This is a genomic window from Gordonia rhizosphera NBRC 16068 (assembly GCF_000298195.1).
Taxonomy (GTDB): domain Bacteria; phylum Actinomycetota; class Actinomycetes; order Mycobacteriales; family Mycobacteriaceae; genus Gordonia; species Gordonia rhizosphera.
The window spans coordinates 1-25,789 of sequence record NZ_BAHC01000202.1 but is presented as its reverse complement, the minus strand read 5'-3'; the positions used below and the strand labels follow the sequence as shown (position 1 = coordinate 25,789).

Genomic DNA, 25,789 nt, shown 5'->3' with positions numbered 1-25,789 from the left:
GGCGAGGAGTGGATTGAGTGTGGGCAGCAGGGTTTCGGTCGTGGTGACGAGGTGTTCGATGTCGCCGGTGTCGAGGTCGGCCAGGCGGGCCTGGAGCCACTGGTCGTGGTCGGGGCCGAGGGTGTCGGTGAGCAGATCGGCCAGGGCGTGGAGGTGTTCGCGGGCGTGGTAGAGGTCGACGATGGGGGTGGCGTGCGGCCACCTGGCGGTGGCGAGGTTCCAGATCCAGGCGGCGCCGTCGCCGAGGACGACGAGTTGGCGGATCTGCTCGGCGCCGCGGCGGGTGGCTTCGGCGGCGGCCAGGGGTGCGAAGTCGCCGACGGTGGCGAAGCTGGCGACGTAGCTGGTGGAGTCGGGGTCACGAATCGGTCGGCCGTCGTCATCGACAGCGGTTTGGGTGAACACGGCGGCCAGTTTCACCTCGCGGGTGTGGGCGCGGCCGTCGGGTCCCTTACCGGCGCGTCCGGCGACGGCGGCAGCGGTCATGGGGACGCCGGTGCCGTCGATGGCGATGTAGAGTTTGTCGGGCACCGGCTGCTCGGTTATTGGTGTCAGGACGGTGACCTCGCCTTGGCAGATGGCGGCCGATTCGCGGGTTTGGCGGTCGGCGGCAGCGGCCCCGTCGGTTTCGGCGGAACGTTCGATACGTTTGGTGCCCAGCCTGATTCCGGCCAGCTCGGCCAGCAGGGTGGAGGCGGCGGCGAACGGGGCGGCTGCGGCGGCGACCGCGGTGATCTTGCGGAGCCCGGGTGACAGGGAGGCGTCGGCGACGCCGAGTTCGTCATCACGCGGGAGCACGCCGTGGCCGCAGTCGGCGCAGTGGTAGTAGCCGCGACGCACGGTGACCGCGCCGAGCACGGTGGTGATCGTCTTGTCCCGGTAGCCGACGAACCGTGCGCTGTGCCCGTCACCGCAGTCCACGCGAGGGCCGCGGTAGCCGCCGTCGGCACCCAACAACTGCTCGAGCAGACTGGCCCCGATCTGGGTCATCGCGGCCCGGATCGCGGTCTCGACCCCAGCCAGGTCTGCATCGGTGCGGCCCAGCCCAGTGGTGGCCAGCCTGGCGAGGCGGTCTATTTCGGCGGCGATCTGCGTCGTGACCTGTTCGGCGATCTCGATGGCGGGCCCCCTTTTTCGGCCTGTGTCGAGGCCGGCGCGACAGGGACCTCGCCACCGGGCGGGCGGGCCTCGCAGATCGCTTCGTTGACCGCCACGATCTGTTCGGACACATCAGCGAACCGCTGGTAGTTGGCGATCTCGGCGCGCACCTTGTCCACCTCCTCCGGCGCCAGTTGCCGGCCCTTGGTGCGCCGCCCGGACACCGTGCGCGTCCACAGATAGCGGGGTCCGTGACCGGGATGATCCGGCCGGGCGCACACACAATTCGGTTTGCCGCAGCGGCGGTAGTTCTCGCTGACCGAGCCGCGCCGGAAATCGCCGGTCGCCGCCAACTCGGCAAACAACTGTTCTCGTGCTGCTTCCAACTCCTCCAACGACCGATCAGCCACCACCCACTCCAATCTGGTTGTCTAATACACAACCAGACTATCGGCCCACCAGCAACAACAGAGGTCACCTACTTACGTGTCGCACACCCATCCCGGGTAGTGGTGAGTGCGGGCCGCCACCTACCCGGCTGCGGCGGTCGAATGCCCGCTACCCGAGCGCGACCGCCCGCAACGCCCCACGCAGATCCCGCGCGGTCTTCGCCCATCCCTCCGCCTCGTGCAGACACACCTCTGCTTCGTCGGAATCGCCCGACGTCAGCGCCTCATCCGCGCTGTTACGCCAATTGATCATCTGCTGTTCCACGATGCGTATGTAGCGCAGGATCGCTTCCCGATCGTGCCCGCAGATCCGCGCGACCTCCTCGTCCGACAGCTCGACCTCCCCGCCCGCGTCGAGCTGGACGAGGATCTGAATCAGTGTGGGCAGGTCATCATCAGTCGAGCTCTCCGGTTCGGGAGACCACGCGAGCCGGCCGGAGACGTCGTCGGCGATCTCTTGCGCGTCTTGGAATACGGTGCGGCACTCGTCGAGGCAACGGAAGAGATGCGCCTCGACCGGTGGGTCGGCATACAGGTATGCCCGCAGCATGAGCATCTTGCCGTGCAACGCGAACTTCAGGATCGGGTAGCTGTGGTTGAGCGCATGTACCACGAATGCCGCATAATCGGTCTTGCCGATGTCGGCGACGACGGGCGAGAAGATCTCGATGAGATCATCGTCGTCATCCACGGTGACGAAGACCGTGCCGGTGTCGAATTGGATCGGGAGGTCGCCGTCATCGTCGAACTCCGGGACATGACCCAGCACCGGTTCCAGGGTGTCGCTGAGCCAGTTCTGCAGGTCAGAACGGCCACCGGGATTCGCAGGCACGGCCCCTCCTATCGTCTCGATGCGGTCGATGATCTCAGGTCCGTCCGCAAGTCTCGATTCGGTCCGCAACCTGGCTGGCCGCCTCCCACACCAGCCCGTGTCCCCGTGCGTCCGGCATGGACTCCCGAATCGCGGTCCGTACCTGCTCCTCCGGATGACCGAGCATCACCCCATAGGCGACCGCGACACTCGGTGTCCGCTGCTGTCCGGCAACGCAATGCAGCAGCACAGTCTTGCCCTCGGCGCGTAGGCCGCGCACCGCGTCTGCGGTGTCGGCAAGCACGAACTCCAGGTTTGGGTTGGCGGCCGGGTCGTCGGAGTCCATCAGCCGCGACGCGACCACTTCCGCGGCGCCGGCGAAACACGTCTGGCCGCGCCCGACCCGGCACATCGACACCACGGCGTCCGCATGATGGTCGACCGTCGCGTGGGTGCCGAGCAACACACCGTCGTCGAACGGGTGCGGGACGACGATGGCGGACGCGGCCTCCGTGTACCGCACGTCGTCGGTGGTCGGCCATCCCTTGTCATCCGGCTTTCCGCCCCGCACCGCCAGTGTCGCGAGGGCGACGAGATCGTGGGCGTCGCTGGGCCGCTCGTCTCTGCGTGGCCAGCCGTGCACGGCGCGGCGCCAGAACCACGGCACCGCGCTGGCACCCCACCGGGCTCCGAGGAGCCCGCCCGCGATCGCGGCGACGGTGTCGGTGTCGTGGCCGATTCCGACGGCCGTGTACAGCGCATCCTGAAGATGACGGCACGACATACCGGTGGGTTCCGGTGTCTGGAGGACGGCCGCGGTGGCCGCCTGCAGAGCGGTGACGGTGAAACCGTTGCGGGTGAACGACTTCGGATCATCCGACCCCGCTTGCTCGAGCCACGTCGACCACCGGCCGGCGCGCTCGGCCGGGATCAGGTCCAGGCCGGCGCGGATGTCGATGCGACCGTCGAGCACGGCCACCCGGATGGCCTCGCACCACAGCACACACGAATCACCGGCGAGCGGGTCAGCGTGCGTCAGCGACGCGACCGACCGCGCGGCCTCGGCGAGCCGGTCACGGTCGTCGAGGTGCGCCAACGTAACCGGAGCGGTCCGCATGAGCGCGCCGTTGCCTGCTGAACGGGGATGGGTGCGAGCGTATTGCTCCGCCTCCGCGCGCATGATCCGGCCCGCGCCGGTCTCGCCGCGATCGAGGCGCCGGCGCGTCGCGCCGAGCACCGCGCGCGTCTGGATGCCGACATCCGGTGGGCCGCCGTCGAACCAGCGCAGGAAGTTCTGCGCGATGTCGTCGAGGGACTCCTCGGTGGTGAGGTCGGCACCGGTGGCCGTGACCTCGGCGATCGCTATCGCCATCGACGTGTCGTCGCTCCACTCACCGGGTGCGAACGGGCCGAGGCCCCCGCCGAGCATCTCGGGTCGCTCGCCGTCGGCTGGCAGTGGGAGACACGCGAATTCGTAGGGGACGCCGAGAGCGTCGCCGGCGGCGGTGGCGAGGAGGACGCCGGCGGCGCGGTCGGTTTGTGCGGTGGTCAGGTGCAAATTGGTGGCCTTTCGGTGGGGGATGGGGCGGGTCTCGATACGCGCCTCCTTCGTCGGCGCTACTCGACCAGCGGAGCGGAGGCTAGCGGCTCGATGGCTACTGCTCCGGGGCGGTCGGGTGACTTTACGTGAAACCTAGAATAGCACTTTTCGCAGACGCGCGCTTACTGAGCGCTATGGCATGCGGGAGGAACTCGATCGGGGCTCCGGTTACCGGGTCATGTCCGACAAAGTCAACGACGCCGTCAACGGCGCGAGCGTGTCCAGATACAGCTCCGCCAACGTCGCGGAGTCACCCGCCACCCGTCGAATGCGCTCGACCTCCGACCTGGTCACCACGTCATCGACGGCGTGCTCTAAATCGTTGATCTCGCCGACCCGCTCAAACCAGTGGCGCTTGTCCTCGCGCCGTTGGATGCCGGCCACCACCGTGCGGTAGTCGGCAAACGCCTGCAACCGCTCGACCAGGCTGTCCGCACGGCGATCCAACACGCGGGCCTTCTCGATGTACACGCCGACCACGTCTGCATCGGTACGGAGGTGACCGATAGGTGGCCGACCGAGCAGCTCGCGCTGGTCGCGCAGTCCCACCGCGCTCGCCGCCATCGCCCGCACCTCGGCGGCGAGATCTACCCGCACATTGCGTTCGTCAAAGAACGGCAACTCCCACGCCGGGTAGGCGTGGATGCGGGCGGCGACCAGACCGGCGACGAACGCGATCTGGCCGAGCGGGTCCTTGCTCATCTCGGCCAGCGCCTCCTTCTGCGCACTGTCGAGCCCATACGTCCGGGTCAGTCGGGCGGCGCGGGTCTCGTCGGTGTCGGGTGAGTCGTCGGCGCTGACGAACGGCACCCAACTCCAGCCGGTCGACCGGTTGCGTTCGGTGAAGTCCGCGCCGCGCCAGATGTCGAGGGCGAGTGCAACGTGCCCGGCGACGGTGTCGTCGGCGAGACGATCCTCGACCGCGATGCTCGCGGCGACGGCGTCCCGGATGCCGTCGCATGTGGCTCGCCGCCGCATTCGACCGGCCCGCAACTCGGAGTCGAGCACGGTCAGTGGCGAACTGCGCGACGGCCGACTCGCACGGGGTCGCGGCTCAGTGCGACCGGGCTCGCTGATCGGACCGGATCGGCGACGACTCACCGACACCGCTGCGGCGAGCAGCGCGATGACAAGCAGAGGAACCACGAACGACAACATGGGCGGATTAGAGCATGGACCTGCGACAACCTCGGTGCGCGTCGCAGCTGTCCGCCACAGAAGGGGTCCGGAAATGTCGTACCCCCGTCGTACTCTGCAGATGACGGTGATGGCTCGAACCGCATCACCCATGTGCTTCAGAAAGGGGGAGTCATGACCGACTTCGATGTCGACGCGTCCATAGACGGCGCCTGGCGTGTGTTCCGCAACGACCTCGCCGACCGCCTCGCCGCCCTGCGGGTCGGCGACGGCTTCGTCGTCGAGCAGTCCCGCGACTTCCCGGAGGGACCACACGGTGTCCTCACGTTCACGGTCACCGGTACCCGCCGGATTCGCTGCACCGTCGCCGACGACGACCTGCATCCGACGGCGTCGTTCCACGACGAGCAGGTCACTGCGATGATCACGGCCGGGTGGCACAGATTGCGTGACGGCCGGCTGATCTATGAGGTCGGCCGTCGTCGGGTCGACGAACTCGCACATGTCGCGGTGGATGCACTCCGGGACATTTGGGAAGTGGTCCATCCCGCGTTCCTCGCGAACTCCGGGCCGGTGCCGCGCGAGGATACGATCGCGGTGGGCGTCGTTACGGAATCCCGTGAGCAGCTATTGCGCTTGATCACCGGTGTCCTCGAAGGCATCGCTGGGCGACAGATCACCGTCGACGGCGACGGCGACATCCCGCTGCCGACCAAGCAAACCCCGTCGTGGCTCCGGGTTCTCGCCGACGAGGCGACGATCGAGTTCTTCGGCACGCTGGTCGACGAGGTGCCCGACGTCGCAGCCGCCGCCGAGTTCGTCGCCACCGAATCGACGCGTTGGCCCGGTATCACGCTCATCCTCCACGAGTCGGCGTTGATGGCCTTCCACAGTGCCGACATGCCGGTTTTTCACCGCCAGCACCTTGTCGCCGCCGTCAGCCGATGGTTCGACTTCATGTATCAGATGGCGCCAGAGGCCATCTCGGCGGTCACCGGGGTCGAGGCGAGTCCTGAGCCCGAGGAGCCGAGTGACGATCGGCTGCCGGACCCGCTGCAGACGCTCATCGTCCTCGACGAGGACGGCACGACGCTGAACGCCGACGAGGTCGCCAAGATCTGCCGCTACGACCAGTCGGCGATCCTGCAGTACATCCGCACCACCCAGGAGCAGTACCTCGAGTGGATGAAATCCGCGTACGAGGCCGACGCCACCGGCGACACCGAGGAGGCGGCCGCCTGCCGGCACGAGGAGCAGGCCTGGCGGGTGACGACGCGCAAGCTGCAGGAGGCGTTGCGGATCGTCGTGCTCCGCGGCGACGACCCGATCACCGACCGGGGCCGGCGCCCGTCGGCCAAGTGAGGCATCAGAACCGTTCGGCCGACCGCATCGCGGCGAGTTCCTCGGACAACTGCGGGCCTGGCTGCGGCGCGGGAAGCTCCCGAATGTCACGCCGAGCCGGTCGGGCAGCGCCCGCCACAAGCAGACGCCCGAGCGGTGACGTCGGGATCGATGTCATCTGTGCGACGGGACGTCCCCGATCCGTGATGATCACGGTCTCACCGGCGGCCGCCTGTGCGACGACCGGATGCGTTCTGCTCGAGCTCGCGAATCTCCACCTCAGACATGTGATTCATTGTTGCGCTTTGCGACGAAGGGCGAGGGCTCGGCGATGTACTTTGTGGATATCGTCACCGGTGCAGACGGCATTCCCGAGGCCCAGGTCGAAGTGAGGTGAGCGCAGTGGCCCTGACTCCACATGAACGTGCCTTGGATGACGCAGCATTCACGCTCGTCGGCGGTACCCCGCCGGCACCGCAATCGCTGGGCGCGCTGATCGCGGATCTTGGGCTGACCCGGGCGGAGGACCCCGAACGGCGCCCCGGGCTGGTCGAGTGGCTGATCCACAACAAGCCGTCCACGCGGTTGATTCGTAGTTTCGAACTCGCGGCTATGGCGATCTCCTCGTCGAGGTCGCCACCAGTCGATGAACTGACCAGGGCGGATAGTCCTCCGGATCGTTTTCCGGAGTGTCCCAGATAGGACTCAGCCCTCCGCCCGGATCGGATGTCTGGCATTGGTGACGGCACCCGTCAGTCCGCGTCCTCCGCGTCCTCCGACTTCCCCTATGAGCGAGTTCATTCGCATCAGCCCACCCAACAATGTCGCCACGATTGATGCCGCACAGCACGTCCACCGAATCTTCGAGGAGGTCGGTGAGGTCGACCACCTCGGTCTCGAACACGACCGGCGACGTTCGCACTGACCGCATGGTGGCGATCACGGCACCGAAGATCGATACGTACACAATCGAATTCGCCATCGATCCCGATTGGTCGATGGCCAGTACGATGTCTTTCGTGACCACCCAGGAACGCCTGCCGTAGCCGACAAGGCGTTCGGGCACGATGGTTTTTCTGCTCCGGCAGATCGTTGCGCAGATTCCGCGCGATGGTCGCATTCCAGTCCACGTCGTGCGATCAGAACCCGGCGTTCGACCCGTGCTCGGCACTGGTGGTCGGGGCCTCGGTGTGCGGGTCGAGCACCCCACCGAACAGGGCGAGGATCAGGCCAGCGGATGACGTACTCGCAGCTCGGACAGGTTGCTGTTGGGACCTCGAGGCGGAGGAAATTTAGTACTCGGCGTAGTGATCGGTCAGCTTGGGCATTGGGACGCCGCGCTGGTGCGCATCGCGTCCAGCAGAGCGACCAGCTTGTTCCACTCGTCGGCGGGAACCATCACTTTGCCTGCGGCGTCGGCGGCGAGGAACACCGCGACCGCGCGGCGGATCACTTCGGTCGTAGGTAGGTCATGGGAGGCCGCGTACACGTCGAGTTGGCTGCGCAGCTCGACCGGCATCCGGACCGACATCGCCGGCGTCTCACCCTTGCGGGCCGAGTCCTTGCGAGGACGCCCGGCGCGGATCCGGGCGACGTCCTCGGGCGTGGCCGGGCGCGTCTGGAAGTCGTCGGACTCGGCGATGTCGGCGAGTTCTTCGGCGCGGGCCATGATTTCATCGGTGGTGGGCATGGCGAGTCTCATTTCAGGTATCGGGGCCGGGCGCGCATGGCGTGACTGATTACGGGGACACCGTCAGCGTTGATGATGAACCCCACTTCCGAGGGCTCTGCGGAACGGGAAGGGCGATCGCGATCTCGATGTCGTCGGCCGCTGTCTGACGCACAAGCCACGTCACCCCTGTGAACTCCCGTTCGCGCGACGGTCCAAATATTCACCGACGGCCTGCCGGACCACCTCCCCGACGGCGACCGCGTTGTCGTCGGCGTAGGCGAGCAACTCGGAGCGCAGGGCATCGGGGAATCGCAATGACATCGGCTTCGATTCGCCTCCTTCGCCTTTGGCTGGATGCCCACGCTGCAACCCCGGTCGAGGTTCGACGCTGATCACTTCGTGCTCACGGAGCGGGTTATCCGCGTAGTCCTTGGACATCTCGGCATAGTCTTCGTCGCTGAGCCGTCCCATAACGTCGTCTCCTTTCACATTCGTTGCCTTGCGTATTCGATGTCATCGATGTGGCCTTGCCCCCATTGGCGACCGGTTCGACGGCACGGCGGCGGGGGTTCTCGGCGTAGTCCTTGACCATCGCCTCATGGTCGTCATCGGTGAGCCTGATCATTGGGGCGCCGCGCTGGTGCGCATCGCGTCCAGCAGAGTGACCAGCTGGTTCCACTCGTCGGCGGGAACCATCACCTTGCCCGCGGCGTCGGCGGCGAGGAACACCGCGACCGCGCGGCGGATCACTTCGGTCGTAGGTAGGTCATGGGCAGCGGCGTACTCGTCGAGTTGGCTGCGCAGCTCGACCGGTATCCGAACCGACATCGTCGGCGTCTGGCCCTTACGGGCTGAGTCTTTGCGGGGACGTCCGGCGCGCATCTTGGCGTAATGGTCGGGAGTGACGGTGACACCGCCGTAGTCATCGGACTCGAATCGGTCGGCGTATTCATCGGCATGGGCGAGAGTTTCGTCACGGGTGGGCATCAGGTGTCTCATTTCAGAAATCGTGGTCGGGCGGGCATGGCGTGAACGATGATGGGAAATGTTGTCGTTGTCGACCCGCAATCCGATTTCGAGCAGCGCACCGTCGAGGGCGGGACCGATGGCCATGTCGAGATCGTCGGTCCCGAGGGTCACTGTGATGGCATTACGAAAAGGTGCAGGATTTCCTCGCGGGACAAATAATGTAACACAGGGATGCTAGTACCGTGTCTCAATTATTCGTGGAATTCGCCCACAACCTGCGTGGCGGCGTCCCAGGGGGACGTTGTGGACAGGTGAGTCAAGCCGCGTGGAGTCTACGATTGGCGCCTATCCTCAACATGAGCCCCTTGCGTTGAGCTTGCGGGAAGTGAACCCCAGACGCAGCCGGACGACTGTGCACTGGGGTTTCGCGCTTTCTGGTGTACAACCAAATTGACGAAAATGCGTGTCAGTCCGCATCCTCCGACATCCCCCGCTGCGCGAGTTCATTCGCATCAGCCCACCCGACAATGTCGCCCCGATTGATCGCCACCGCCAACAGATCCGGAAACGCATCCGGCGTACAGGCAAACGCCGGTACCCCGAGCGCGGCCAGTGCTCCGGCGATTTCCCGATCGAACGCCGGCGCACCCTCGTCGGAGAGTGCAAGCAGCACAACGACTTGCACACCGTCGCCGGTCATCTGTGCCACCCGCTTGAGCATTTCGTCGCGTACTCCGCCTTCGTAGAGGTCGGAGATGAGGACGAAGATGCTGTCGGCGGGGCGGGTGATGAGCCCCTGGCAGTAGGCGATGGCGCGGTTGATGTCGGTGCCGCCGCCGAGCGTGGTGCCGAACAGTACGTCCACCGGGTCCTCGAGCCGGTCGGTGAGGTCGACCACCTCGGTGTCGAACACGACCAGCGATGTCCGTACCGACCGCATCGTGGCGATCACGGCACCGAAGATCGATGCGTACACAATCGAATTCGCCATCGATCCGGATTGGTCGATGGCCAGCACGATGTCCTTGGTCACGACCCGGGAACGTCGGCCATAGCCGACAAGACGTTCGGGCACAATTGTTTTCTGCTCCGGCAGGTAGTTGTGCAGATTCCGGGCGATGGTCGCGTTCCAGTCCACGTCGTGCATCTTGGGGCGGTTGACGCGGGCGGCCCTGTCGAGCGCGGCACCCACGGCGCTGCGAGTCCGTTCGGCGACGCGGCGTTCCACCTCGTCGACGACCTTGCGCACCAACGCTCGCGCCGACGCCCTCGACTTCGCGGGAATCGCCCGGCCTAGGCCGATGAGCGTGGTCACCATGTCGATATCCGGCACGACAGTGTCGAGCAGCTCCGGTTCGGTGAGGAGCGCGTGCAGGTTGAGACGCTCCACCGCATCGCGCTGCATCACCTGGACCACGGTGGAAGGAAAGTACGTGCGGATGTCGCCGAGCCAACGCGCCACCGACGGCGCCGACTTGCCCAAGCCGCCCTTACGATCCCCGCCGGTGTCATAGAGCGCACCGAGCGCGCCGTCCATCGCGGTGTTGGCGCCACCGAGCGGGGGCAGCGACTCGGCGGCCGCGTCACCGAGGACCAGTCGCCAACGGCGGCCGCGTTCGTCATTTGCCACCATCTCCTCGGTCATGGCAGCCCCAGGATCTGTGCGACGACGGCGACCGCCGGCGCGGCGAGCGCGGCATCGACCGTGGTGGTGGGCGCCGTGGCTACGGGAGCCTCACCCAGCGAGGCCACCCGGTTGCCGATGTTGCGGCGCACCCCGGCGTCGAACTCGCCGAAGGTTCTGCGCAGCAACGGGAGAACGTCGGTGAAGTCCTGGTCACCGAGGCCGATCAGCCATCGATCGATGACGGCCAGCAGGTGACGGTCGTGCACGAGCAGCAGGCCGCCGTCGCCGAGGAACCCCTCGATCCACTGCGCCTTGGCCACCGGCGTCGCCCCCGCGGACAGCGCCAGGCCGAGTCGCCGGGCGGCATCGGCGGCATCGATCTCCCCACCGTCGAGCAGCAGTCGCGTCGCGCGACCGACGAGCAGCCCGTTGACGTCGGACCGGTCGGCGATCACCCGCACCGCCGCGGCCCACCGATCCCGATCCTCCTCGTCGAGCAGCGACACCGTCTGGTGCACCGCGTCGAGTCCGCGTTTGAACTCGGCGGCCGCGTCGTCGTTGAGGTTGGAGATCGCCGCCGGCACGCCGATGCAGACCCGCAGCAGCAACGACGACGCGACCGAGCCGAGCGCCGCGGTGTCGGTGCCGCGCACGTCACCGTACCGTCGCGCCCGACCCAGCGCGGGCAACGCCGACATCAGATGCAGCACATCATGATCCACCGCCACCCGCTCATGCAGCGCGGTGAGGACAGGAGGGAGCGCGTCGGGCAGTTCGGCGAGCAGCGCGGCCTCCAGCGCGCCGGTGACCCGGTCGAGCGATCCGCCCGAGGACGCCTGGTCGACGACCTTGGCGGTGGCGGCGGCCGGCACCGTGGTACCCCACACCGACGCCATCACCACGTCGATGACAAACTCCGGGCGCCACCGCAACGTCCAACCCTCCTTGAAGGTGCCGGTGCCCGACACCTCCAGCGGTGTTCCCCACTCGACCCCGAGCACCGAGAGGCGATGCAGCAACAGCGATTTGGCATTGTCGGCCGGACGGCGCAGGTCGACGACGAGTTCGCGCGCGGTCGGCTCCACCTTGAGTCGGGCGGAGCGGGCGGTGGCGGTGAGATCGGCTTGCAGCGGGACCACCGGCGCGTCGTCGGGCACTCCGCCGAGTCGTTCACCGATGACCGCTTCGCGGTACATCAGATCGGCGAGTCCGGAATCGCCCTGGCACATCACGGCGAGGGTGGCTTCGCTGATCTCGGTGAGCCCGGCCAGGGGGCGGCGACGCATCACGGCCAACGCGTCGGCCAATCGGGCGGTCTCGATGATGTGCGCTGACGATATGTCGATGTCCTTGTCGCGCAACAGGGTGGCCTGGTGGATGAGCCAGCGGACGGTGACGTCGTCGGGGGTGGTGAACAGATGGTGGTACCAGCCGGGGGAGATCACCCCGGCGCCATAACCACTGGCCGCGGCCAGCCGGGAGTGGGTCCACGGCACCCAGGCGAGTTTGCTGCGCAGCTTGGGCATGCCGCGCAGCAGTTTGCTGTCCGCGGTGGCGGGCGGGAGTTTCCCGGACAGCGCCGGTGCATGCCAGGCACCGCACACGATCGCGACCCGCTCTACCCCGGGGCGTTTGAGCGCCTTGCGGAGCACCTGCCGCATGTGTGCTTCCCGTCGTCGTTCATGGACCTCCTCCGCGCTCGGCTCGCCGAGCTCGAAGGGTTCGGCGGCGGTGCGCAGCGCCGTCATGGCTTCGGTGATCGCCGCGAAACCGGTACCTTCGCCGCGTGTCTCGATGACATCGTCCCACCAGCGTTCCGGGTCGTCGTAACCGGCTGTGGCCGCCAGGGTGCCGATCGGGTCGGCGCGGCTCGGCGCCCGCGGCTCGTCGGCGGGCGCGTCGTCACGGTGGGCGAGCACCTGCGAAGTGGGTAGGTCGCAGAACTCCACGGGCACCCCGGCTTTCACCGCCCAGCGCATCGCCTGCCATTCGGGGGAGAACTCGGCGAACGGCCAGAACGCGGCCTTGGCCGGATTGTCGGCGGCGTAGCCGAGCACCGCCACCGGCGGCGCCATGCCCGGATCGACGAGCGCACCGATGATCGGCGTCGCGTCGGCCGGTCCCTCGATGAGCACCGCATGCGGGCGAATGCGGTCGAGTTCGGCGAGCACCGCCCGCGCCGAACCGGGTCCGTGATGCCGGATGCCCAGCACGTACGTTCCTGCCGGTTCGGGTGCGGTCTCGGCCATTGATACAGTCTCAGCGCAGTGCCCCGCGCGCGGCGCGGTAGAAGTCGGACCAGTCCTGGCGCTCGCGCACAACACTTTCCAGATATTCGGTCCACACCACCGAGTCGGCCGCGGGGTCTTTGATCACCGCGCCCTGGATTCCGGCGGCGGTGTCGGCGGGACGGAGCACGCCGTCGCCGAAGTGCGCCGACATCGCGATGCCGTGCGTGATCACCGAGATCGCCTCCGCGGTCGAGAGGGTGCCACTGGGCTGCTTCACCTTGGCGCGGCCGTCCTCGGTGACGCCCGAGCGCAGCTCCCGGAACACGGTGACCACCCGCCGGATCTCCTCGGCGGCCGACGGCAACTCCGGCAGATCCAGCGACGCGCCGAGCGCCGCCACCCGTTGGGTCACGATCGCGACCTCCTCGTCGGCGGTGGCCGGCAGCGGCAGCACGACCGTGTTGAATCGGCGCCGCAACGCCGACGACAGGTCGTTGACGCCGCGGTCGCGGTCGTTGGCGGTGGCGATGACGCTGAATCCCTTGACCGCCTGCACCTCCATGCCGAGTTCGGGGATCGGCAGCGTCTTCTCGGAGAGAATGGTGATGAGGGCATCCTGCACGTCCGACGGGATGCGGGTGAGCTCCTCGAGGCGGGCGATCTTGCCCTGCCGCATTGCGATCATTACCGGCGAGGGCACCAGCGCCGCCGTCGACGGTCCCTCGGCGATGAGGCGCGCATAGTTCCAGCCGTACCGGATGGCTTCCTCCGGCGTGCCCGCCGTGCCTTGAACCAGCAGCGTCGACGTGCCGCTGATCGCGGCGGAAAGATGCTCGGACACCCAGGTCTTCGCGGTGCCGGGAACACCGAGCAGCAGCAGCGCCCGGTCGGTGGCCAGGGTCGCGACGGCGACCTCCATCAGCCGGCGCGGCCCGATGTACTTCGGGGTGATCACGGTGCCGTCGTCGAGTTCGCCGCCGAGCAGGTAGGTGACCACCGCGGCGGGGGAGAGCGCCCAGCTCGACGGCCGGCTGCCGGTGTCGTGACGGGCCAGGGCCGCCAGTTCGTCGGCGTAGAGCTGCTCGGCGTGCGGCCGCAGCAATTGCTCTTCGGTGATGCCGTCGGTCACGTGAGCTCCTTCTCGAGGACGGATCGGATGCGCAACGCCTCGCTGAGCGTCGCGAACTGGGTCGTGGCGGTCGGTGCGGAGTCGCGCATCGCATCGACGCGCTGCCGCCAGTCGTCGGTGGCGGGCAACCCCGTCGACATCAGGCTGATGATCTGCACAGCATTCGGCGTGATGAAACGCGAGCCGGACAGCTCGGCCTGAATCATCCGAACAGCGCTGCGACACAGGGTATCCCGCCACGGGCCGGGGTGGGCCCGCAGTGCCGCCAACTTGAGCGGGCCGGGCAGAGTCGCGAATGCGTCCACGATGTGGCCCTCGTCGGCGACATCGAGGATGGCCGGGCTTGCCGCGGGATGCTTCAGCAAGGCGTTCGCCCACCGCTGGTCTCGATGGGTGACTGTCGCCGCGCACAATGCCGCGACAAACTCGGTCTCGGCGGGATCGACAGCGGCGACAATCGCGTCCGGGGACATTCCGAAGTGCGCCTCCCACCGATTCGGTGGGACCCGGGACACCAACTGCGACAGCACAAACGCGCCGATGCCGACGCCACGGGGCGCCTTGAGGACGATGCCGTCGCGGGCGAATGCGGCGTCCGGATTGGAGGGTAAGGTGATCGCGATGCGCTGCCCGCGTGAGCGTGTCTGGGCGAGCCGGACGCACGCCACGGCGGCGTGAAAGAGTCTGTCCTGCAATGCCGAGCCGACAACGCCGTCGAGCAACGACGCCGCGGCGGTGCGGACGCCTTTGCGCCGGTCATCGAGCGCGGACTCCAGGAAGGCCTCGTCGCGGGTCGACAGGTTGTTCCGCAGGGCCGTGATGAGGAGTTCGCGGTCGTCGCCGGTCTCCGCGCCCCAGGTCTGGACGAGCAGGTCCAGGGCCGCCTGCGGATCACGCTCGCGCAGCGCCGCCAAGTAGTCACGACGTTCTCCGGGTTGACCATGGGTCCAGGTGGAGTCATCGGGAAGCGCGGTGCCCGAGGTGGACGTGGTATCGGGTAGGACGGCGCCGAGTTCGGGTGCGTACTGCGCCAACCACTGCCCGCGCGGCCCGACGATGCGCGCCGCCGTCTCGCGGATCGCCACATCGCGGGCGGTGCGGGCGAGCAGCGCGGGCAGCAGCGCAGGTGGTGGTTGAAACGTGCTGCGCGCCAGCAGGCTCAGACACCAGTCGGCCAGACGCGGGGTGAGCTCCAGCGCCCGGTGCACGTAGGTCGCCGCCAACTCCGGCATCGGTGGACGTGAGTCGTCGGGTGCTGGTGGAATAGGTTCGGCCGCAACGGTATTTGGGCCAACTGACTGGTGTGCGACGGCGGTCAACGCGGCGATGGTCAGGGTGGTCACGACCGGGTCCGTGAAGTCGGTGGGCAGATGTGCGCCGATCACCGGGTCGACCTCGTCGGTGGTGACCGGACGGGTGCGGACGCCGACCAGCGCCGCGGACACGGTGTCCTCCCAGGTGCTCACAGCCCGATCACCCGCTCGCCGGTGATCACCGAGATCGCGTCGAAGCCTCGCATGCCGAGTTCACCGAACAGTCGCAAGCCCGCCCCGGCTGTCGCGGCCAGCAGTAGCGCCCACCGGTTGGCGATGTCGGGCAAGGCGACTGCGGTGCCCGCGTCGTCGATGATCGCGGGTGTGTCGTCGGCGGTGCGGCCGAGTCGTCCGCTGATCACCGCCGGGCAGGTCATCGCCCACGGGTCGTCGGCGATGATGGCGGCGCGGCGTCGTCGTGCGTCGGCGATGCTCCCGACGGGCAACGTGCCCACCAGGTTGACGGTCGGTGTCTCCGAGGGTGCGGCGTCGTCGTAGAGGCAGCGGAGTTCGGGCGCCCCGGGATAGAAATGCATTGCCGCGGTGAGGGTATGGCCGACGACCGGTCGGGTCGGGAGGAGTCCGCCGGTCGGTGCGTAATCCAAGATCATGCCGAACCGACGAGTCGCGGCGCCCCAGATCCAGATGCGACGACTCTGCAGGTGATCCTCCTCCGTCTCGCGGCGCCCCAGCACCAGCCAGGTGTCCGAAACACCGGGTGTGGCAAGCACATCTGCTTTGGCAACGGGATAGCCGACATGGCGGCGGACGGTGCTGGCGAGGCAGTCGGGCAGCTCGTCGATGCGTTGGTGGGCGGTGCACAGCGACCAGATCCGGCCGTACTCCTCGAGCAGATGCTCGGGCCAGTCGACGGCGTCGCCGGAGTACCCGGAGATCAGCGCCGGCAACCGGCGGATGCGGGTGGCCAGGCCCGAGGCTTGAGCGTCGACGAGTCGCGCGGCGACCGCGTCGAACTTCCGGTAGGTGTCCACCTCGGAACCGGCCAACCCGAGACCGACCTGATCGGTGAGCCACAGTTGGAGTTCGTCGATACCGCCACGTACCCGGCCGACGCGGGCCGCAGCCGTCTTCGCGGCACGCTCGGGATCCTTGGCCGGGGCGGGTGCGTCCGATTTCTGCTCGGCGCGCGCGGTCCGGCTGGCGAGCCACGCAGTTGCATACTCTGCCGGGGTGTCGGCGTCGGGCACCTCGCCCTGACTCCACAGCAGCAACAGCCCCAACGCGTGCTTGCACGGGAACTTCCGGGACGGGCAGGAGCACTTGAAGGCGGGGCCGCCCAGGTCGACGATCGTCTGGTACGGCTTGGTGCCGCTACCTGCGCAGTATCCCCAGAGCATGGCCGCCGTGGCGCCGGTCTCGCGCCACGGTGTGGGGGTGGCGAGCTTGTCGCCCGCGCGCACCGACGCCGCGTCGGGCGCCAGCGCCCGGATCTGGTCGGCCGACCACCTGTCCGCCATGGGACCAATCAACCACAGGGCGCCGACATCCACCACGACGGCGCGATCGGCTGGTTGACGACCGACCTGGCGCGTCGTGCCGCCGAGTCAGCCGGCACGCGTGCGAGCCCGTCAGAGGCGGGAGCGGGTGCCGTTGGCGCGGGTGGATGAACTGTGGGTGTCCACGTCGCCCCGACGAATCGGCCGCAATCGACGGCGTGCCGCCAACGCGGCTGCAGCGACCACACCACCGGAATGGTGAGGGCAACGGCCTCTGGATCAGGTCCTGGGCTAGCCAGACTACGCTCCACCGTGGCACACTTTATTCGAACGTTCCGAAAGTACATGCGGAATGTTCATATGAGAGGAGTGTGGCATGGGTGCTGTCGAGGCTGTCGATCTGCAATCACAGACCGTGGTGCCCGAGGACGATCCGGAGCAGTTGGCACCGGTCCTGAGTTTTCTGCACGCCCATGAACGCCGGTCGGAATCCACCGCCACGCCCACTTATGCACTGGTCGGGGTCAACGAGCACGAGCGCATCGAGGTTCCCGAGACGGTACATCGCGTCTTGGTGCAGGTGGTCGCTGCGTTGCGGGCCGGTAAGGCGGTCACGATCGCGCCGCAGAGCATGACGCTGACCACCCAGCAGGCCGCCGATCTGCTCGGGGTCAGCCGGCCGACCGTGGTGCGGCTGATCACCACCGGCGAGTTGCCGGCCGATCGTGTCGGTAACCGGCACAAGCTGCTGCTCGACGATGTGCTGGCTTACCGCGATGCCCGCCGCCAACGGCAGTACGCGGCCCTGGAGGCGACCAGCGTCGACGTCGATCCCGATGACTCGCCGGAGGTGATCCGTGCCGAATTGAAAACCGCCCGCGCCGCGGTGGCGGCACGACGCCGTGCCGCCAGTTCGCGCTGACCTGTCCCTGGCACAATCGGACGGTGTTTGCTGCCGTCCTCGACACCTGTGTGCTGTGGCCCAGCACCCAGCGCGATTTCCTGCTGTCCTTGGCCGTGGAGAATCTCTACCGGCCGCTGTGGTCCGAAGTCATCCTCGACGAACTCGAATACCACGAAGCCGCCAAGCTGGTGCGATCTGGTCTCGGCGAGCAGTCGGCTGCCGACAAGGCCCGCGGCTCCGGGCGGTGATGACATCGGCGTTCGATGACGCGTCCGTTCAGGGATGGGAATCTCTTGAGGGATCGTTCGGGCTTCCCGATCCCGACGACGAGCACGTGGTCGCCGCAGCCGCCTGCGACTTTCCCACCGACCGAATTCCGCCCACCATCCAGATCCTGCGACCAGCCGAGTTCGCCGCCAATACCGTTGCGGTCTCACCGGATCGAGCCGTGACCGCCCTGCAGAGAATGCAGACGCGCCGCCGCCGGCCCGCACAATCCCTCCACGAGATCCTCGACATTCTCGCCGGTCGGTATGCGATGACCGAAGCAGTGAACTATCTGCTTGCCGCGATACCCGACCCAGAGCGACCTACAGGCTGTGGCTGAGGTATCCGCCAAGTGAGGTGATCAGACTGTCGCCGTACCAGTTCGCCAGTCCGTCAGCTGGTCTCCGCCTTGCGATCTCTGAGCTGCACCCCGACCTCGAGCGGCACGGGCCGAACTTCACGGTGTGGGAGATGATCGACGCTAAGGTCGACGTGTTTCACGACGAATGACCGCGCCACCGGCATCGCCATGCTTTCCTCCGCGACCAAGGAGCGGGCGGCCGATTCCTGGACGGGCGCACCACATTCTTCTACCTCGCCACCGTCAACACCCCGGCGATGGCACTGAAGATGGTGGGGAAGGGGTCGCAGTACGCATACGCGACCCTCGCGGCGGACGGCGAACCGCTCGACGGCGCCAAGAATTACCGGATGCGGCTGCCGGCGGACGCCCCGGCAGCCGACTTCTGGTCGGTGACGGTCTACGACCCGCAGACCAGATCCGAATTGCAGACCGGTCAGCCGTTGCCGGGCCGCAGCAGCCGGGATGCGTTGGTCTACAACGACGACGGCTCGGTCGACATCGTCTTCGGCCCCGACGAACCGGCCCAACTCGCGACGAACTGGCTCCAGACCGTTCCCGGCAAAGGCTGGTTCACCCTGCTGCGGCTCTACGGGCCGCTGGAGGCATGGTTCGACGGCACCTGGAAGCCGGGAGACGTCGAGGCGGACTGATCAGAACTCACCGGTTGATCGCCGCCGCGCAATGTCGATGGCGGTGGGACGCAGCTTCACGTTTTTCAGCGCCCGTGGCCAGTCGCACGTCGACGCCGGCCAAGCCAACATGTCTGACAAAAGTAGGACAATCGGCGGCATGCGAACGGTCACCAAGCGTGAACTCCATCAGCAAACCGCGGCAGTGCTCGACCAGGTCACCGACACTGAGGACGTCGTAGTCACCGAGCGAGCGACGCCGCGCTGGCGAATCAGCAGGGTCAGGGACTCCGACACGGGTCTCGCGCGGTTCGAGCGTGAGGGACGATATACCCCGCCGGCGGCGGAGCCCGCACCGTGGCCCACACGCCCGGGTGGGCCGACGTATACCCAAGCCGAGGCCGACGCGATGCTCGACGAGATGCGAGGGGACCACTGACCCGTGGCTGCCGCGTTGGTGGACCTCGACTCCTCGGTGGCGCTCCGCACGATTCTGGACGTGCCCGGTCGTGAACAGCTGCAGTGGTCTACCTACCGTGGAAGATCTGGTCGGGATCGGCTGGTGCGTGAAAAGCATTATTCGACAATCAGGTTGCCGACTCGCCGCTGAACTCCGCGCGCACCTCCAACGTCGCCCGATGCCAGCGCGCGACATAGTTGTTGGTCAGCAGATGCGGATGCATCGGGACGTAGTCGACGAACCAACCGCTCAGTCCGTCCCAGTCGTGGTGGTCGCCGGGAGGCAACAACGTCCAGCCCAGTTCGGCGAGTGTCCAGTGCGCCTTGGCCGAGTTGCGCAGCATCGACGTGGACACCCAGTTGGAGTCGTCGTCGGCGCCGCCGCGGGACACCGGAACGATGTGGTCGATGCTGGGGAAGAGTTCCCAGAATGCGATGTGTGTTTCGGCCATCTTCCAGTTGGGATGGGACGGAAAGTCGGACGGGAAGATCACCGATAGCGCCCGCAGCACGCCGGGATTGATGAGACGGACACCGGAGTAGCGGTCGATGAAGCCGTCGCGGTAGAACAACCGCAGCGATTCGCGGGTGGTGTAATGACGGGAGATTGCCGGTTCGGCCACGAACGCATAGTTGGAGCGCAGAATGTCACGGGCGCGATCGAACTCGTCCGAGCTCAGCTCACCACAGACATCGGCGATGACAGCGGCCTTGCTGTCGACTGTCCCGTCCGGTGGGTCTTGGCCGGCGCCCGTCGTCATAGGGCGAGTCTAGAGGCAAGCGACCGACGACAGTCGTCGGCAGCGCGGCGCGGGGAAGACCTGTGGGTATACCTCTCGGTAGACTCGTCGAATGGCCACGACGACAATCAAGGTGTCCGTCGAACTCCGAGACCGTATCAACCGCGATGCCGAAGCGAACGGCGTCACCGCAGCGGGCTTCATCGAGAAGCTCGTCGATGGATACGAGCGTCGACAACGGATGGAAGCGTTTGGCCAGGCATTCCGGAGCGCTGACGACGACTACTGGGACGAATACAGGGACTGGGATACCGCCTCGAGCTCGGGCGACGATGTCGTCTGAGCTGCGCCGGGGCATGGTTCTCTGGACCGAATTGGATCCCGTTCGTGGGCGTGAGCAAGCCGGGAGACGTCCCGCTCTGCTGATTGCGAGCGACTTGTATCTGGAGCAAGCCGATACGCTCGCGATCATCCTGCCGGCGACGACAACCGATCGAGGGTGGCCAAACCATGTCCTTTTACGCGGGCCCGCTTTCACTTCTGCGCGTCCGATATTCGCGATGACTGAGCAACCTCGCACTGTCACTCGCGAACGACTTCATGACGTCATCGGTGTGGTCGATTCGGAGACCATGGGTGAGGTCGACGGATGGCTCCGCGACTTCCTGTCCCTGCCGGCACGGTGAAGCGCGAAGAGGCACAGGCTGCTGTGTTTGCTGCATCGCGCAGCACGCCTGGGTGGCCGACCGTGATCTCGCGCCAAATGACCGGCAGGGGAGAATGACTCCGACACCGTCGACTGCGGATGGACAGCACACGCGAGCCATTCGATCGATCGCCCGCCTTGTGGTAGGTCTGGCGACAACCGTCGGGCTGACCGCCTGCCAGACCGACGGCCAGCCGATCTCCGTGCCGGAGACGGTGACCAGCACGATCACGGTCACGGGTCCCAGCATCGACACGCCCGCAGCCTCTTCCACCCCGACCGTCACCACCGAAGAGTCTCCAGCCCCGACGTGCTCCACCGACGGCAGTGCGGCCATCACGGCCGCCGCGGCGCAGATCCCGACGCCACTCCCGGATTCAGGACCCGACGCCGGTTGGGTCTTCCACGGCGAGACCAACTACAACACCTGCTTCGACCTCAGCTATGCCGCGCTCGAAACAGCCGGAGGCACCGGGTCCTCACCGTCACAACTGTTGATGTTCCACCTCGGAAGGTTCGTCGGCCGCGCCATCGCCTGCAATGCCGCCTTCCAGACCGTGACGGGATCGTCGCCGACGAGCGTGAACGTCACCTACCGTTACCTCAACGCCGGTGACCCCACCGCGAATCCGACCGGCCGGGCCGACGTCGTGTTCGTGTGGGACGCTTCGCAAGTCGTGATGCACGGCTCCCTGCCCTATGAGGTGACGCAGGGGAAGTGCTGAGCCGTCGGCGCAGCCCGTGAGCTCACCGATTCCGGCGCGGCACGATCAGCGGGTCGACGGGCGTGAACGGGAACTCCGGCAGGGAGCGTTCCGGGATGTCGAACGTCGCGGCCAGCACCTCACGCGAGAAGGCGCTGGCCGTGGCTCGGTAGCCGATGTCGCCGGGCGTCGGCTGGTCGAAGAAGATCACGAAGTGGAAGCCGTCGTCGTCGAGGACCTCGATGTGGTGCGGGTAGGCACGGGGCACGAAGTACAGGTCGCCGGGACCGAGTTCGTACTCGTCGCGGGTGAGGTCGGGGTCGAGGATGCGCATTCGGGCATGTCCGCGCACCACATAGCCCATCTCGGCGGTCACCGGATGCCAATGCGGTTCGCGCATGCCGTCACCCTGTACCCGCAGCGAGTACATGGAGATGTCGTCGAGCGCCGCCCAGAACTGTTTGCGCGCGAGGTGGGCGGAGCCGTAGGTATACGACAGCGGCGCGATCTGCCCCTCGGCGTCGAAGAGATGGGCGTTCGGCAGACGATCGGTGGGGCTGATCGACACGCTGCCGGAGCGGGCCAGGATCTGTGCCGACGGTGTGCGCGCGAAGTCGTCGAACGCCGACGCGGGCAGATCGTAGGTGTTGCCCAGCACCGGGTTCGTCATCGCCGACATGCTGTCGCGCAGCGAGAAATGCTGTGGCCGTTCGTGTCGCAGCGCGATGATGATCTCGGCCGGCTCGTCGCCGACGTTCTCGATGTGGTAGATCGCCCCGGACGGCACGTGGTACATCTGCCCGGGCCCGACCACGAACGACGAGAACTCGTCGACATTGCCCAACATCGCCACCAGCACCTGCCCGGACACCACATAGGCGAGCTGGTTGGCGTTGACGTTCCACTGCGGCTCGCGGATCGTCCGGGGCGCCAGCACAACCCGCTTGGCGGAGAGCCGGTTCAGGATGGGCAGGCTGTCGGCGTCGACGGCCTGCACCGACCCCAGATCGCTCTCGAACAAGGGCTGCGACGACGACAGTGACACGTAGTGCGGCGAGGGTGCGGGCATGGGTGCTCCTCCAGCGGACGATCGGGCCGACAGCCGAAACGTAGCGGGTTGTCGAGGCCAGGACGTGCGGATCGGAGAACAGTGTGCTGCGCGCGTGGGCGTGGCCGTGTTCGGGGAGTCGCCGGAACGTGCAAGGGCTATCTGTCTAGGTCGCACTTGCCTTGAATGTCTACCCCGGACTGGACTAGCTTGGTGACCAGGCGCAAGGAGGCCCCTCAAAAAGATCGCGATGGCAGCCACGGTCGCTGATGTCGACAGTGCGCGAGACCCAGTGGAAGTTCTGGTGGAGATGATGGCGACGATCAGCGCACGAGCGAGCCGAGACGGCAGATACTGGTTGGTGTACGTCCCCGAAATCGGGAAATACACACAAGGCCGCAATCTGACCGAGGCGCGACAGATGGCCCGTGACCTCGCGGCGACCGTCCTCGAGATACCGATCGACGACGTCGACGTAGCGCAGTTTGACATCGATCTACCTGAGACCGTGACTGCCGAGCTCCGTCGCGCGGGAGAGCTGCGGGCGGAGTCGCGGAGAGCGAATCATGAAGCCGCTCTGGCACTTCGCGGGGCGGCGCGGGGGCTGCGCGATCTGGGACTGACGGTCCGTGACATCGGAGCGGCCATAGGCATCAGCCACCAGCGTGCCGCCCAATTGCTGGACGATCCCACGGCAGCGGAGGTCAGAGCAGCAATGTGAGGCGACTCGGGCTCAGTTGCCGCGGACCACCCGGAGTGTTGATTCGCTGTCATCGCCCCGAGTGACTCTCGGAGATCTCTACCGCACAAGCACTCCGGCGACCACTGCGTCCGGCGGGAGGCTGTCGCGCGAGTCCGCCCGCTCGGCTCGGAACCCCAACCGTCCGCGCTGCGTCAAAGTACGCAGCACATGCGTTGAGGGGACATCATGCGCGATCAACTACGGCATACCGGGCGTCGTCGGGCGGCAACAACTTCGCTGCGGCAACAAGTTAACTTGCGGCCAGCGATCGGCGCGAGGTAGCGTGGAGATGCGGCGTGAGCCATTCATCGCCGTCAGCGCCTACCGGCACGGGGTTCCTGTCGCGGAGATGCTGCACGCGTACACGAACCCAATGCTCATTCACCGTGCCGACGATGGTTTCACCATGATCGTCGGACCTGCCGCCGATGCCACACTTATCGAGGCTGGCTACGTCGTCAGCGATGACGGCCTGCCGGTCATCATCCATGCGATGTCCCCAGCACGACGCAAATACTTGAGGTGATTCTGATGCCACGAACAACCGCGGAGATCCTCGCGCACGCCGACGACCTCGCCGCTCGGTTCGAGCGCGGTCCTGAGCCGGGCGAGTCAATTGAGGTTGATGCTCTCGAGGGGCTTGGCCGTGCCGTGGTGGAGGCGGCCAATGCGCAGAAGAACATCGAACTCTGGGTGCGGCAGGCGCGGAAGCAGGACAAGTCGTGGGCGGCGATCGGTGATGTGCTGGGTACGTCGGGGGAGGCGGCGCGCCAAAGATTCGCCACACCCTCCAGTGCCCCCATCGCGCATGCATGAGTGGCCAGGATCCGCCGCAGCTGCTCAAACGCTGTGATTCGCCATGAAGCCGACATAATCACCATATGACCAAGCGGCTGCAGGTTGTGATGGGCGACGACGAGTACGCCGAGATCGAAGAGTTCGCCGAGCGGCGGGGCGAGAGCGTTCCGCAGTGGGTGCGAGCAGCACTGCGAGAGGCTCGTGCCCAGCAGCCTCGACAGACCCAGGCTCGCAAGTTGGCGGCACTTCGGAAAGCGCTGACCTACGAGTTTCCCTCCGGCGATATCGAGCAGGTCCTCGACGAAACGGAACGCGGCTATCGGTCATGATCGCTAGCCGCGATTCACTGCGATCACCGATTCCACCAGGTAGCAGGCGAAACACACTGCAGACGGTCCCGACCGCTGTCGGACTGTGCCCGTAATCTCTACAACCGTGACCAGCGTTTCCTTCCGTGTCAGTGATGTCGAGCTGAGTAAGACATTCGGCGTCAACACGCTGGGACGGGGACACACCTACGCCCGGCAGCGCAAGATCGTCGACCATGCGTGGTCCGCGGACGCCTCCACCCTGATCGGCACGTGCCGGGGCAGTCGCGGGCAGCAATACCGGCAACATGTCCGGTTCCGGGGCGGGCCCGCAGTGTCCGACATCTCCCACACCGTGTGCACCTGCCCGATGCGGACCGACTGCAAACACGTTGCGGCATTGTTGATCGTGGCGGCACAGAAGTCGTCGGCAGCCGCGGTGACGACGTCGCCCGCTATCCCGGGACTCGCAACAGTCACGACCACCCCACCGCACGGCAGCACCCAACCGGGGTCGCCGCCGTCGTGGCGGTCGACGATCGCCGCGATCGCCGACGATCCGGCGACGACGGTGTCGCCCGCCGCCGTCAAGCCCTTGGCGCTGGCGATCGGGCTGTCGGCGCCTACGCACTATTCCGGGAGCCGCGCTCTGACCCTGCGGCCGATGATCACCGGCGCGCGGGACAACTGGATCAAGACCGGAGCATCCTGGCGCGATATCGGTGCCCCGTACCACCCGGCGGCCGATCCGGCCCATCATGCGGCGCTGCGGGCGATCCAGCGGGTGGTGGCAGGCAACATGTACAGCAGTGACACCGTCACGTTGGTGTCCCCGCCGCGAAAATTCTGGGAACTGCTCTCCGCTGCCATCGCCGAGGGCGTCACCTTGGTACGCGCACCGATCATGGGCACGCCGGCGTCGCCCCGAGTCGGCCGGGCCTCGCTGCGATATTCGATCACCGCACATCCCGACGGTGCGCTCCTCGCGAGCGAAATCATCGTCGACGACGCCGCGGTCGACCCGTCGTCGGTCGGCTACATCGGTATTCCGGAACCGCACGGGCTCTGGCATCTCGCCGACAATGTGCTGACCCTGGCGCCGCTCGACCACGTCATTCGCCGCGGCGAGATCGAGGCAATTCGCGCCGGCGGCAAACTCGTCATCCCGACGGCCGACCTCCCCGAGTTCTCTCTCGAGGCCCTGCCGCGCCTGACCCAGCGGCGCACCGTACGGGTCGACGACGGCCTGCTCGCCCCACCCACCATCGAGGGTCCCGAAGCCGTTC

At 67.0% G+C, this 25,789-nt stretch carries 29 protein-coding genes and 2 pseudogenes; 14 read left to right on the top strand and 17 right to left on the bottom strand.

The window, feature by feature from the left end; all coding sequences use genetic code 11:
- The 5 genes and pseudogenes from GORHZ_RS24570 to GORHZ_RS24550 form a co-directional block, all read right to left on the bottom strand.
- Positions 1 to 990 (bottom strand): annotated as a pseudogene (locus GORHZ_RS24570) (hypothetical protein); the annotation flags it as partial.
- An 83-nt stretch (positions 991 to 1,073) separates the two neighbouring features.
- The gene (locus tag GORHZ_RS24565) at positions 1,074 to 1,508 is read right to left on the bottom strand and encodes a DUF6788 family protein (RefSeq protein WP_006337896.1); all 435 of its coding nucleotides are present in this window, start codon (positions 1,506 to 1,508) and stop codon (positions 1,074 to 1,076) included.
- A 148-nt stretch (positions 1,509 to 1,656) separates the two neighbouring features.
- Positions 1,657 to 2,379, bottom strand: a complete 723-nt coding sequence (locus tag GORHZ_RS24560; RefSeq protein WP_006337894.1) for a T3SS (YopN, CesT) and YbjN peptide-binding chaperone 1 — start codon at positions 2,377 to 2,379, stop codon at positions 1,657 to 1,659.
- A 34-nt stretch (positions 2,380 to 2,413) separates the two neighbouring features.
- Positions 2,414 to 3,916 (bottom strand): ADP-ribosylglycohydrolase family protein, encoded by a 1,503-nt coding sequence (locus tag GORHZ_RS24555; RefSeq protein WP_006337893.1) that lies wholly within the window; start codon positions 3,914 to 3,916, stop codon positions 2,414 to 2,416.
- Positions 3,917 to 4,126: 210 nt separating this feature from the next.
- On the bottom strand, positions 4,127 to 5,116 hold the full coding sequence (locus GORHZ_RS24550; RefSeq protein WP_245551505.1) for a hypothetical protein: 990 nt from the start codon (positions 5,114 to 5,116) through the stop codon (positions 4,127 to 4,129).
- Positions 5,117 to 5,269: 153 nt separating this feature from the next.
- Here GORHZ_RS24550 and GORHZ_RS24545 point away from each other — a divergent pair, with 153 nt between their 5' ends.
- Entirely contained in the window at positions 5,270 to 6,457 is a 1,188-nt protein-coding gene (locus GORHZ_RS24545; protein ID WP_006337889.1) for a TY-Chap domain-containing protein, read from the top strand.
- Positions 6,458 to 6,461: 4 nt separating this feature from the next.
- Here the strand turns inward: GORHZ_RS24545 and GORHZ_RS31450 are convergent, their stop codons facing one another.
- From GORHZ_RS31450 to GORHZ_RS24500, 10 genes and pseudogenes are all read right to left on the bottom strand, one after another.
- Positions 6,462 to 6,614 (bottom strand): hypothetical protein, encoded by a 153-nt coding sequence (locus GORHZ_RS31450; protein ID WP_217998359.1) that lies wholly within the window; start codon positions 6,612 to 6,614, stop codon positions 6,462 to 6,464.
- 621 nt (positions 6,615 to 7,235) lie between these two features.
- Positions 7,236 to 7,569, bottom strand: a pseudogene (locus GORHZ_RS32305) (VWA domain-containing protein); the annotation flags it as partial.
- Between the two features lie 182 nt (positions 7,570 to 7,751).
- Positions 7,752 to 8,126, bottom strand: coding sequence for a hypothetical protein (locus tag GORHZ_RS24535; protein ID WP_006337887.1), 375 nt, complete (start codon positions 8,124 to 8,126; stop codon positions 7,752 to 7,754).
- Positions 8,127 to 8,288: 162 nt separating this feature from the next.
- The gene (locus GORHZ_RS24530) at positions 8,289 to 8,579 is read right to left on the bottom strand and encodes a hypothetical protein (protein WP_006337885.1); all 291 of its coding nucleotides are present in this window, start codon (positions 8,577 to 8,579) and stop codon (positions 8,289 to 8,291) included.
- A 150-nt stretch (positions 8,580 to 8,729) separates the two neighbouring features.
- On the bottom strand, positions 8,730 to 9,095 hold the full coding sequence (locus GORHZ_RS24525; RefSeq protein ID WP_006337883.1) for a ribbon-helix-helix domain-containing protein: 366 nt from the start codon (positions 9,093 to 9,095) through the stop codon (positions 8,730 to 8,732).
- A 448-nt stretch (positions 9,096 to 9,543) separates the two neighbouring features.
- Positions 9,544 to 10,722 (bottom strand): vWA domain-containing protein, encoded by a 1,179-nt coding sequence (locus GORHZ_RS24520; RefSeq protein ID WP_006337881.1) that lies wholly within the window; start codon positions 10,720 to 10,722, stop codon positions 9,544 to 9,546.
- Positions 10,719 to 12,953, bottom strand: a complete 2,235-nt coding sequence (locus GORHZ_RS24515; protein ID WP_006337880.1) for a DUF5682 family protein — start codon at positions 12,951 to 12,953, stop codon at positions 10,719 to 10,721. The genes GORHZ_RS24520 and GORHZ_RS24515 overlap by 4 nt, the downstream gene beginning before the upstream one ends.
- 10 nt (positions 12,954 to 12,963) lie before the next feature.
- Positions 12,964 to 14,064, bottom strand: a complete 1,101-nt coding sequence (locus GORHZ_RS24510) for an ATP-binding protein (RefSeq protein WP_006337879.1) — start codon at positions 14,062 to 14,064, stop codon at positions 12,964 to 12,966.
- Positions 14,061 to 15,530 (bottom strand): DUF5691 domain-containing protein, encoded by a 1,470-nt coding sequence (locus tag GORHZ_RS24505; RefSeq protein WP_006337878.1) that lies wholly within the window; start codon positions 15,528 to 15,530, stop codon positions 14,061 to 14,063. The genes GORHZ_RS24510 and GORHZ_RS24505 overlap by 4 nt, the downstream gene beginning before the upstream one ends.
- Positions 15,527 to 16,855, bottom strand: coding sequence for an SWIM zinc finger family protein (locus GORHZ_RS24500; RefSeq protein ID WP_040533343.1), 1,329 nt, complete (start codon positions 16,853 to 16,855; stop codon positions 15,527 to 15,529). Before GORHZ_RS24500 ends, GORHZ_RS24505 begins: the two co-directional genes overlap by 4 nt.
- A gap of 355 nt (positions 16,856 to 17,210) precedes the next feature.
- On the opposite strand from GORHZ_RS24500, the gene GORHZ_RS24495 reads away from it, so the two are divergent.
- The 5 genes from GORHZ_RS24495 to GORHZ_RS24480 all read left to right on the top strand — a co-directional run bounded on the left by GORHZ_RS24495 (position 17,211) and on the right by GORHZ_RS24480 (position 19,437).
- Complete coding sequence (locus GORHZ_RS24495; protein ID WP_006337876.1) at positions 17,211 to 17,756, top strand: helix-turn-helix domain-containing protein; 546 nt, start codon at positions 17,211 to 17,213, stop codon at positions 17,754 to 17,756.
- A gap of 23 nt (positions 17,757 to 17,779) precedes the next feature.
- Positions 17,780 to 17,986: a PIN domain-containing protein gene (locus GORHZ_RS31445; RefSeq protein WP_006337875.1), complete on the top strand. Its 207-nt coding sequence runs from the start codon at positions 17,780 to 17,782 to the stop codon at positions 17,984 to 17,986.
- The gene (locus GORHZ_RS31440) at positions 17,986 to 18,345 is read left to right on the top strand and encodes a VapC50 family PIN domain-containing toxin (protein WP_006337874.1); all 360 of its coding nucleotides are present in this window, start codon (positions 17,986 to 17,988) and stop codon (positions 18,343 to 18,345) included. The genes GORHZ_RS31445 and GORHZ_RS31440 overlap by 1 nt, the downstream gene beginning before the upstream one ends.
- A 278-nt stretch (positions 18,346 to 18,623) precedes the next feature.
- Positions 18,624 to 19,019 (top strand): DUF1214 domain-containing protein, encoded by a 396-nt coding sequence (locus GORHZ_RS24485; protein ID WP_006337873.1) that lies wholly within the window; start codon positions 18,624 to 18,626, stop codon positions 19,017 to 19,019.
- A gap of 139 nt (positions 19,020 to 19,158) precedes the next feature.
- Positions 19,159 to 19,437: a type II toxin-antitoxin system Phd/YefM family antitoxin gene (locus tag GORHZ_RS24480; RefSeq protein WP_040533342.1), complete on the top strand. Its 279-nt coding sequence runs from the start codon at positions 19,159 to 19,161 to the stop codon at positions 19,435 to 19,437.
- A 148-nt stretch (positions 19,438 to 19,585) separates the two neighbouring features.
- Here the strand turns inward: GORHZ_RS24480 and GORHZ_RS24475 are convergent, their stop codons facing one another.
- Entirely contained in the window at positions 19,586 to 20,218 is a 633-nt protein-coding gene (locus GORHZ_RS24475) for an HNH endonuclease (RefSeq protein WP_006337871.1), read from the bottom strand.
- Positions 20,219 to 20,309: 91 nt separating this feature from the next.
- On the opposite strand from GORHZ_RS24475, the gene GORHZ_RS24470 reads away from it, so the two are divergent.
- The 3 genes from GORHZ_RS24470 (at position 20,310) to GORHZ_RS31075 (ending at position 21,628) form a co-directional block, all read left to right on the top strand.
- Positions 20,310 to 20,540 carry a hypothetical protein gene (locus tag GORHZ_RS24470; protein WP_006337870.1) on the top strand — a complete coding sequence of 77 codons (231 nt, stop codon included), beginning with the start codon at positions 20,310 to 20,312 and terminating at the stop codon, positions 20,538 to 20,540.
- Entirely contained in the window at positions 20,530 to 20,883 is a 354-nt protein-coding gene (locus GORHZ_RS24465) for a type II toxin-antitoxin system PemK/MazF family toxin (protein WP_006337869.1), read from the top strand. The genes GORHZ_RS24470 and GORHZ_RS24465 overlap by 11 nt, the downstream gene beginning before the upstream one ends.
- Positions 20,884 to 21,118: 235 nt before the next feature.
- Positions 21,119 to 21,628, top strand: a complete 510-nt coding sequence (locus GORHZ_RS31075; protein WP_157205348.1) for an LppP/LprE family lipoprotein — start codon at positions 21,119 to 21,121, stop codon at positions 21,626 to 21,628.
- Positions 21,629 to 21,650: 22 nt separating this feature from the next.
- On the opposite strand, the gene GORHZ_RS24455 is transcribed toward GORHZ_RS31075, so the two are convergent.
- Positions 21,651 to 22,676: a cupin domain-containing protein gene (locus GORHZ_RS24455; protein WP_006337867.1), complete on the bottom strand. Its 1,026-nt coding sequence runs from the start codon at positions 22,674 to 22,676 to the stop codon at positions 21,651 to 21,653.
- Positions 22,677 to 22,905: 229 nt separating this feature from the next.
- On the opposite strand from GORHZ_RS24455, the gene GORHZ_RS24450 reads away from it, so the two are divergent.
- From GORHZ_RS24450 to GORHZ_RS24430, 5 genes are all read left to right on the top strand, one after another.
- Entirely contained in the window at positions 22,906 to 23,376 is a 471-nt protein-coding gene (locus GORHZ_RS24450; protein ID WP_006337866.1) for a type II toxin-antitoxin system HicB family antitoxin, read from the top strand.
- Between the two features lie 310 nt (positions 23,377 to 23,686).
- The gene (locus GORHZ_RS24445) at positions 23,687 to 23,923 is read left to right on the top strand and encodes a hypothetical protein (protein WP_006337865.1); all 237 of its coding nucleotides are present in this window, start codon (positions 23,687 to 23,689) and stop codon (positions 23,921 to 23,923) included.
- 5 nt (positions 23,924 to 23,928) lie between these two features.
- A complete protein-coding gene (locus GORHZ_RS24440; RefSeq protein ID WP_006337864.1) occupies positions 23,929 to 24,213 on the top strand; it encodes a hypothetical protein in 285 nt (94 codons plus the stop codon).
- A 65-nt stretch (positions 24,214 to 24,278) separates the two neighbouring features.
- Positions 24,279 to 24,524, top strand: coding sequence for a ribbon-helix-helix protein, CopG family (locus GORHZ_RS24435; RefSeq protein WP_006337863.1), 246 nt, complete (start codon positions 24,279 to 24,281; stop codon positions 24,522 to 24,524).
- A 106-nt stretch (positions 24,525 to 24,630) separates the two neighbouring features.
- Positions 24,631 to 25,789: SWIM zinc finger family protein (locus tag GORHZ_RS24430; protein WP_006337862.1), on the top strand; the 1,159-nt coding region annotated here is incomplete at its 3' end.

Bases quoted from the DNA above. Each gene is read 5' to 3' on its own strand.
- GORHZ_RS24515 (WP_006337880.1), bottom strand. From the start codon at position 12,953: ATGGCCGAGACCGCACCCGAACCGGCAGGAACGTACGTGCTGGGCATC.
- GORHZ_RS24500 (WP_040533343.1), bottom strand. From the start codon at position 16,855: ATGGCGGACAGGTGGTCGGCCGACCAGATCCGGGCGCTGGCGCCCGAC.
- GORHZ_RS24465 (WP_006337869.1), top strand. From the start codon at position 20,530: ATGTCGTCTGAGCTGCGCCGGGGCATGGTTCTCTGGACCGAATTGGAT.
- GORHZ_RS24440 (WP_006337864.1), top strand. From the start codon at position 23,929: ATGCCACGAACAACCGCGGAGATCCTCGCGCACGCCGACGACCTCGCC.
- GORHZ_RS24485 (WP_006337873.1), top strand. From the start codon at position 18,624: ATGGCACTGAAGATGGTGGGGAAGGGGTCGCAGTACGCATACGCGACC.
- GORHZ_RS24480 (WP_040533342.1), top strand. From the start codon at position 19,159: ATGCGAACGGTCACCAAGCGTGAACTCCATCAGCAAACCGCGGCAGTG.
- GORHZ_RS31450 (WP_217998359.1), bottom strand. From the start codon at position 6,614: ATGACATCGATCCCGACGTCACCGCTCGGGCGTCTGCTTGTGGCGGGC.
- GORHZ_RS31440 (WP_006337874.1), top strand. From the start codon at position 17,986: ATGACATCGGCGTTCGATGACGCGTCCGTTCAGGGATGGGAATCTCTT.
- GORHZ_RS24525 (WP_006337883.1), bottom strand. From the start codon at position 9,095: ATGCCCACCCGTGACGAAACTCTCGCCCATGCCGATGAATACGCCGAC.
- GORHZ_RS24470 (WP_006337870.1), top strand. From the start codon at position 20,310: ATGGCCACGACGACAATCAAGGTGTCCGTCGAACTCCGAGACCGTATC.
- GORHZ_RS24450 (WP_006337866.1), top strand. From the start codon at position 22,906: ATGGCAGCCACGGTCGCTGATGTCGACAGTGCGCGAGACCCAGTGGAA.
- GORHZ_RS24435 (WP_006337863.1), top strand. From the start codon at position 24,279: ATGACCAAGCGGCTGCAGGTTGTGATGGGCGACGACGAGTACGCCGAG.
- GORHZ_RS24475 (WP_006337871.1), bottom strand. From the start codon at position 20,218: ATGACGACGGGCGCCGGCCAAGACCCACCGGACGGGACAGTCGACAGC.
- GORHZ_RS24530 (WP_006337885.1), bottom strand. From the start codon at position 8,579: ATGGGACGGCTCAGCGACGAAGACTATGCCGAGATGTCCAAGGACTAC.
- GORHZ_RS24445 (WP_006337865.1), top strand. From the start codon at position 23,687: ATGCGGCGTGAGCCATTCATCGCCGTCAGCGCCTACCGGCACGGGGTT.
- GORHZ_RS24520 (WP_006337881.1), bottom strand. From the start codon at position 10,722: ATGACCGAGGAGATGGTGGCAAATGACGAACGCGGCCGCCGTTGGCGA.
- GORHZ_RS24495 (WP_006337876.1), top strand. From the start codon at position 17,211: ATGGGTGCTGTCGAGGCTGTCGATCTGCAATCACAGACCGTGGTGCCC.
- GORHZ_RS24545 (WP_006337889.1), top strand. From the start codon at position 5,270: ATGACCGACTTCGATGTCGACGCGTCCATAGACGGCGCCTGGCGTGTG.
- GORHZ_RS24455 (WP_006337867.1), bottom strand. From the start codon at position 22,676: ATGCCCGCACCCTCGCCGCACTACGTGTCACTGTCGTCGTCGCAGCCC.
- GORHZ_RS24535 (WP_006337887.1), bottom strand. From the start codon at position 8,126: ATGCCCACCACCGATGAAATCATGGCCCGCGCCGAAGAACTCGCCGAC.
- GORHZ_RS24550 (WP_245551505.1), bottom strand. From the start codon at position 5,116: ATGTTGTCGTTCGTGGTTCCTCTGCTTGTCATCGCGCTGCTCGCCGCA.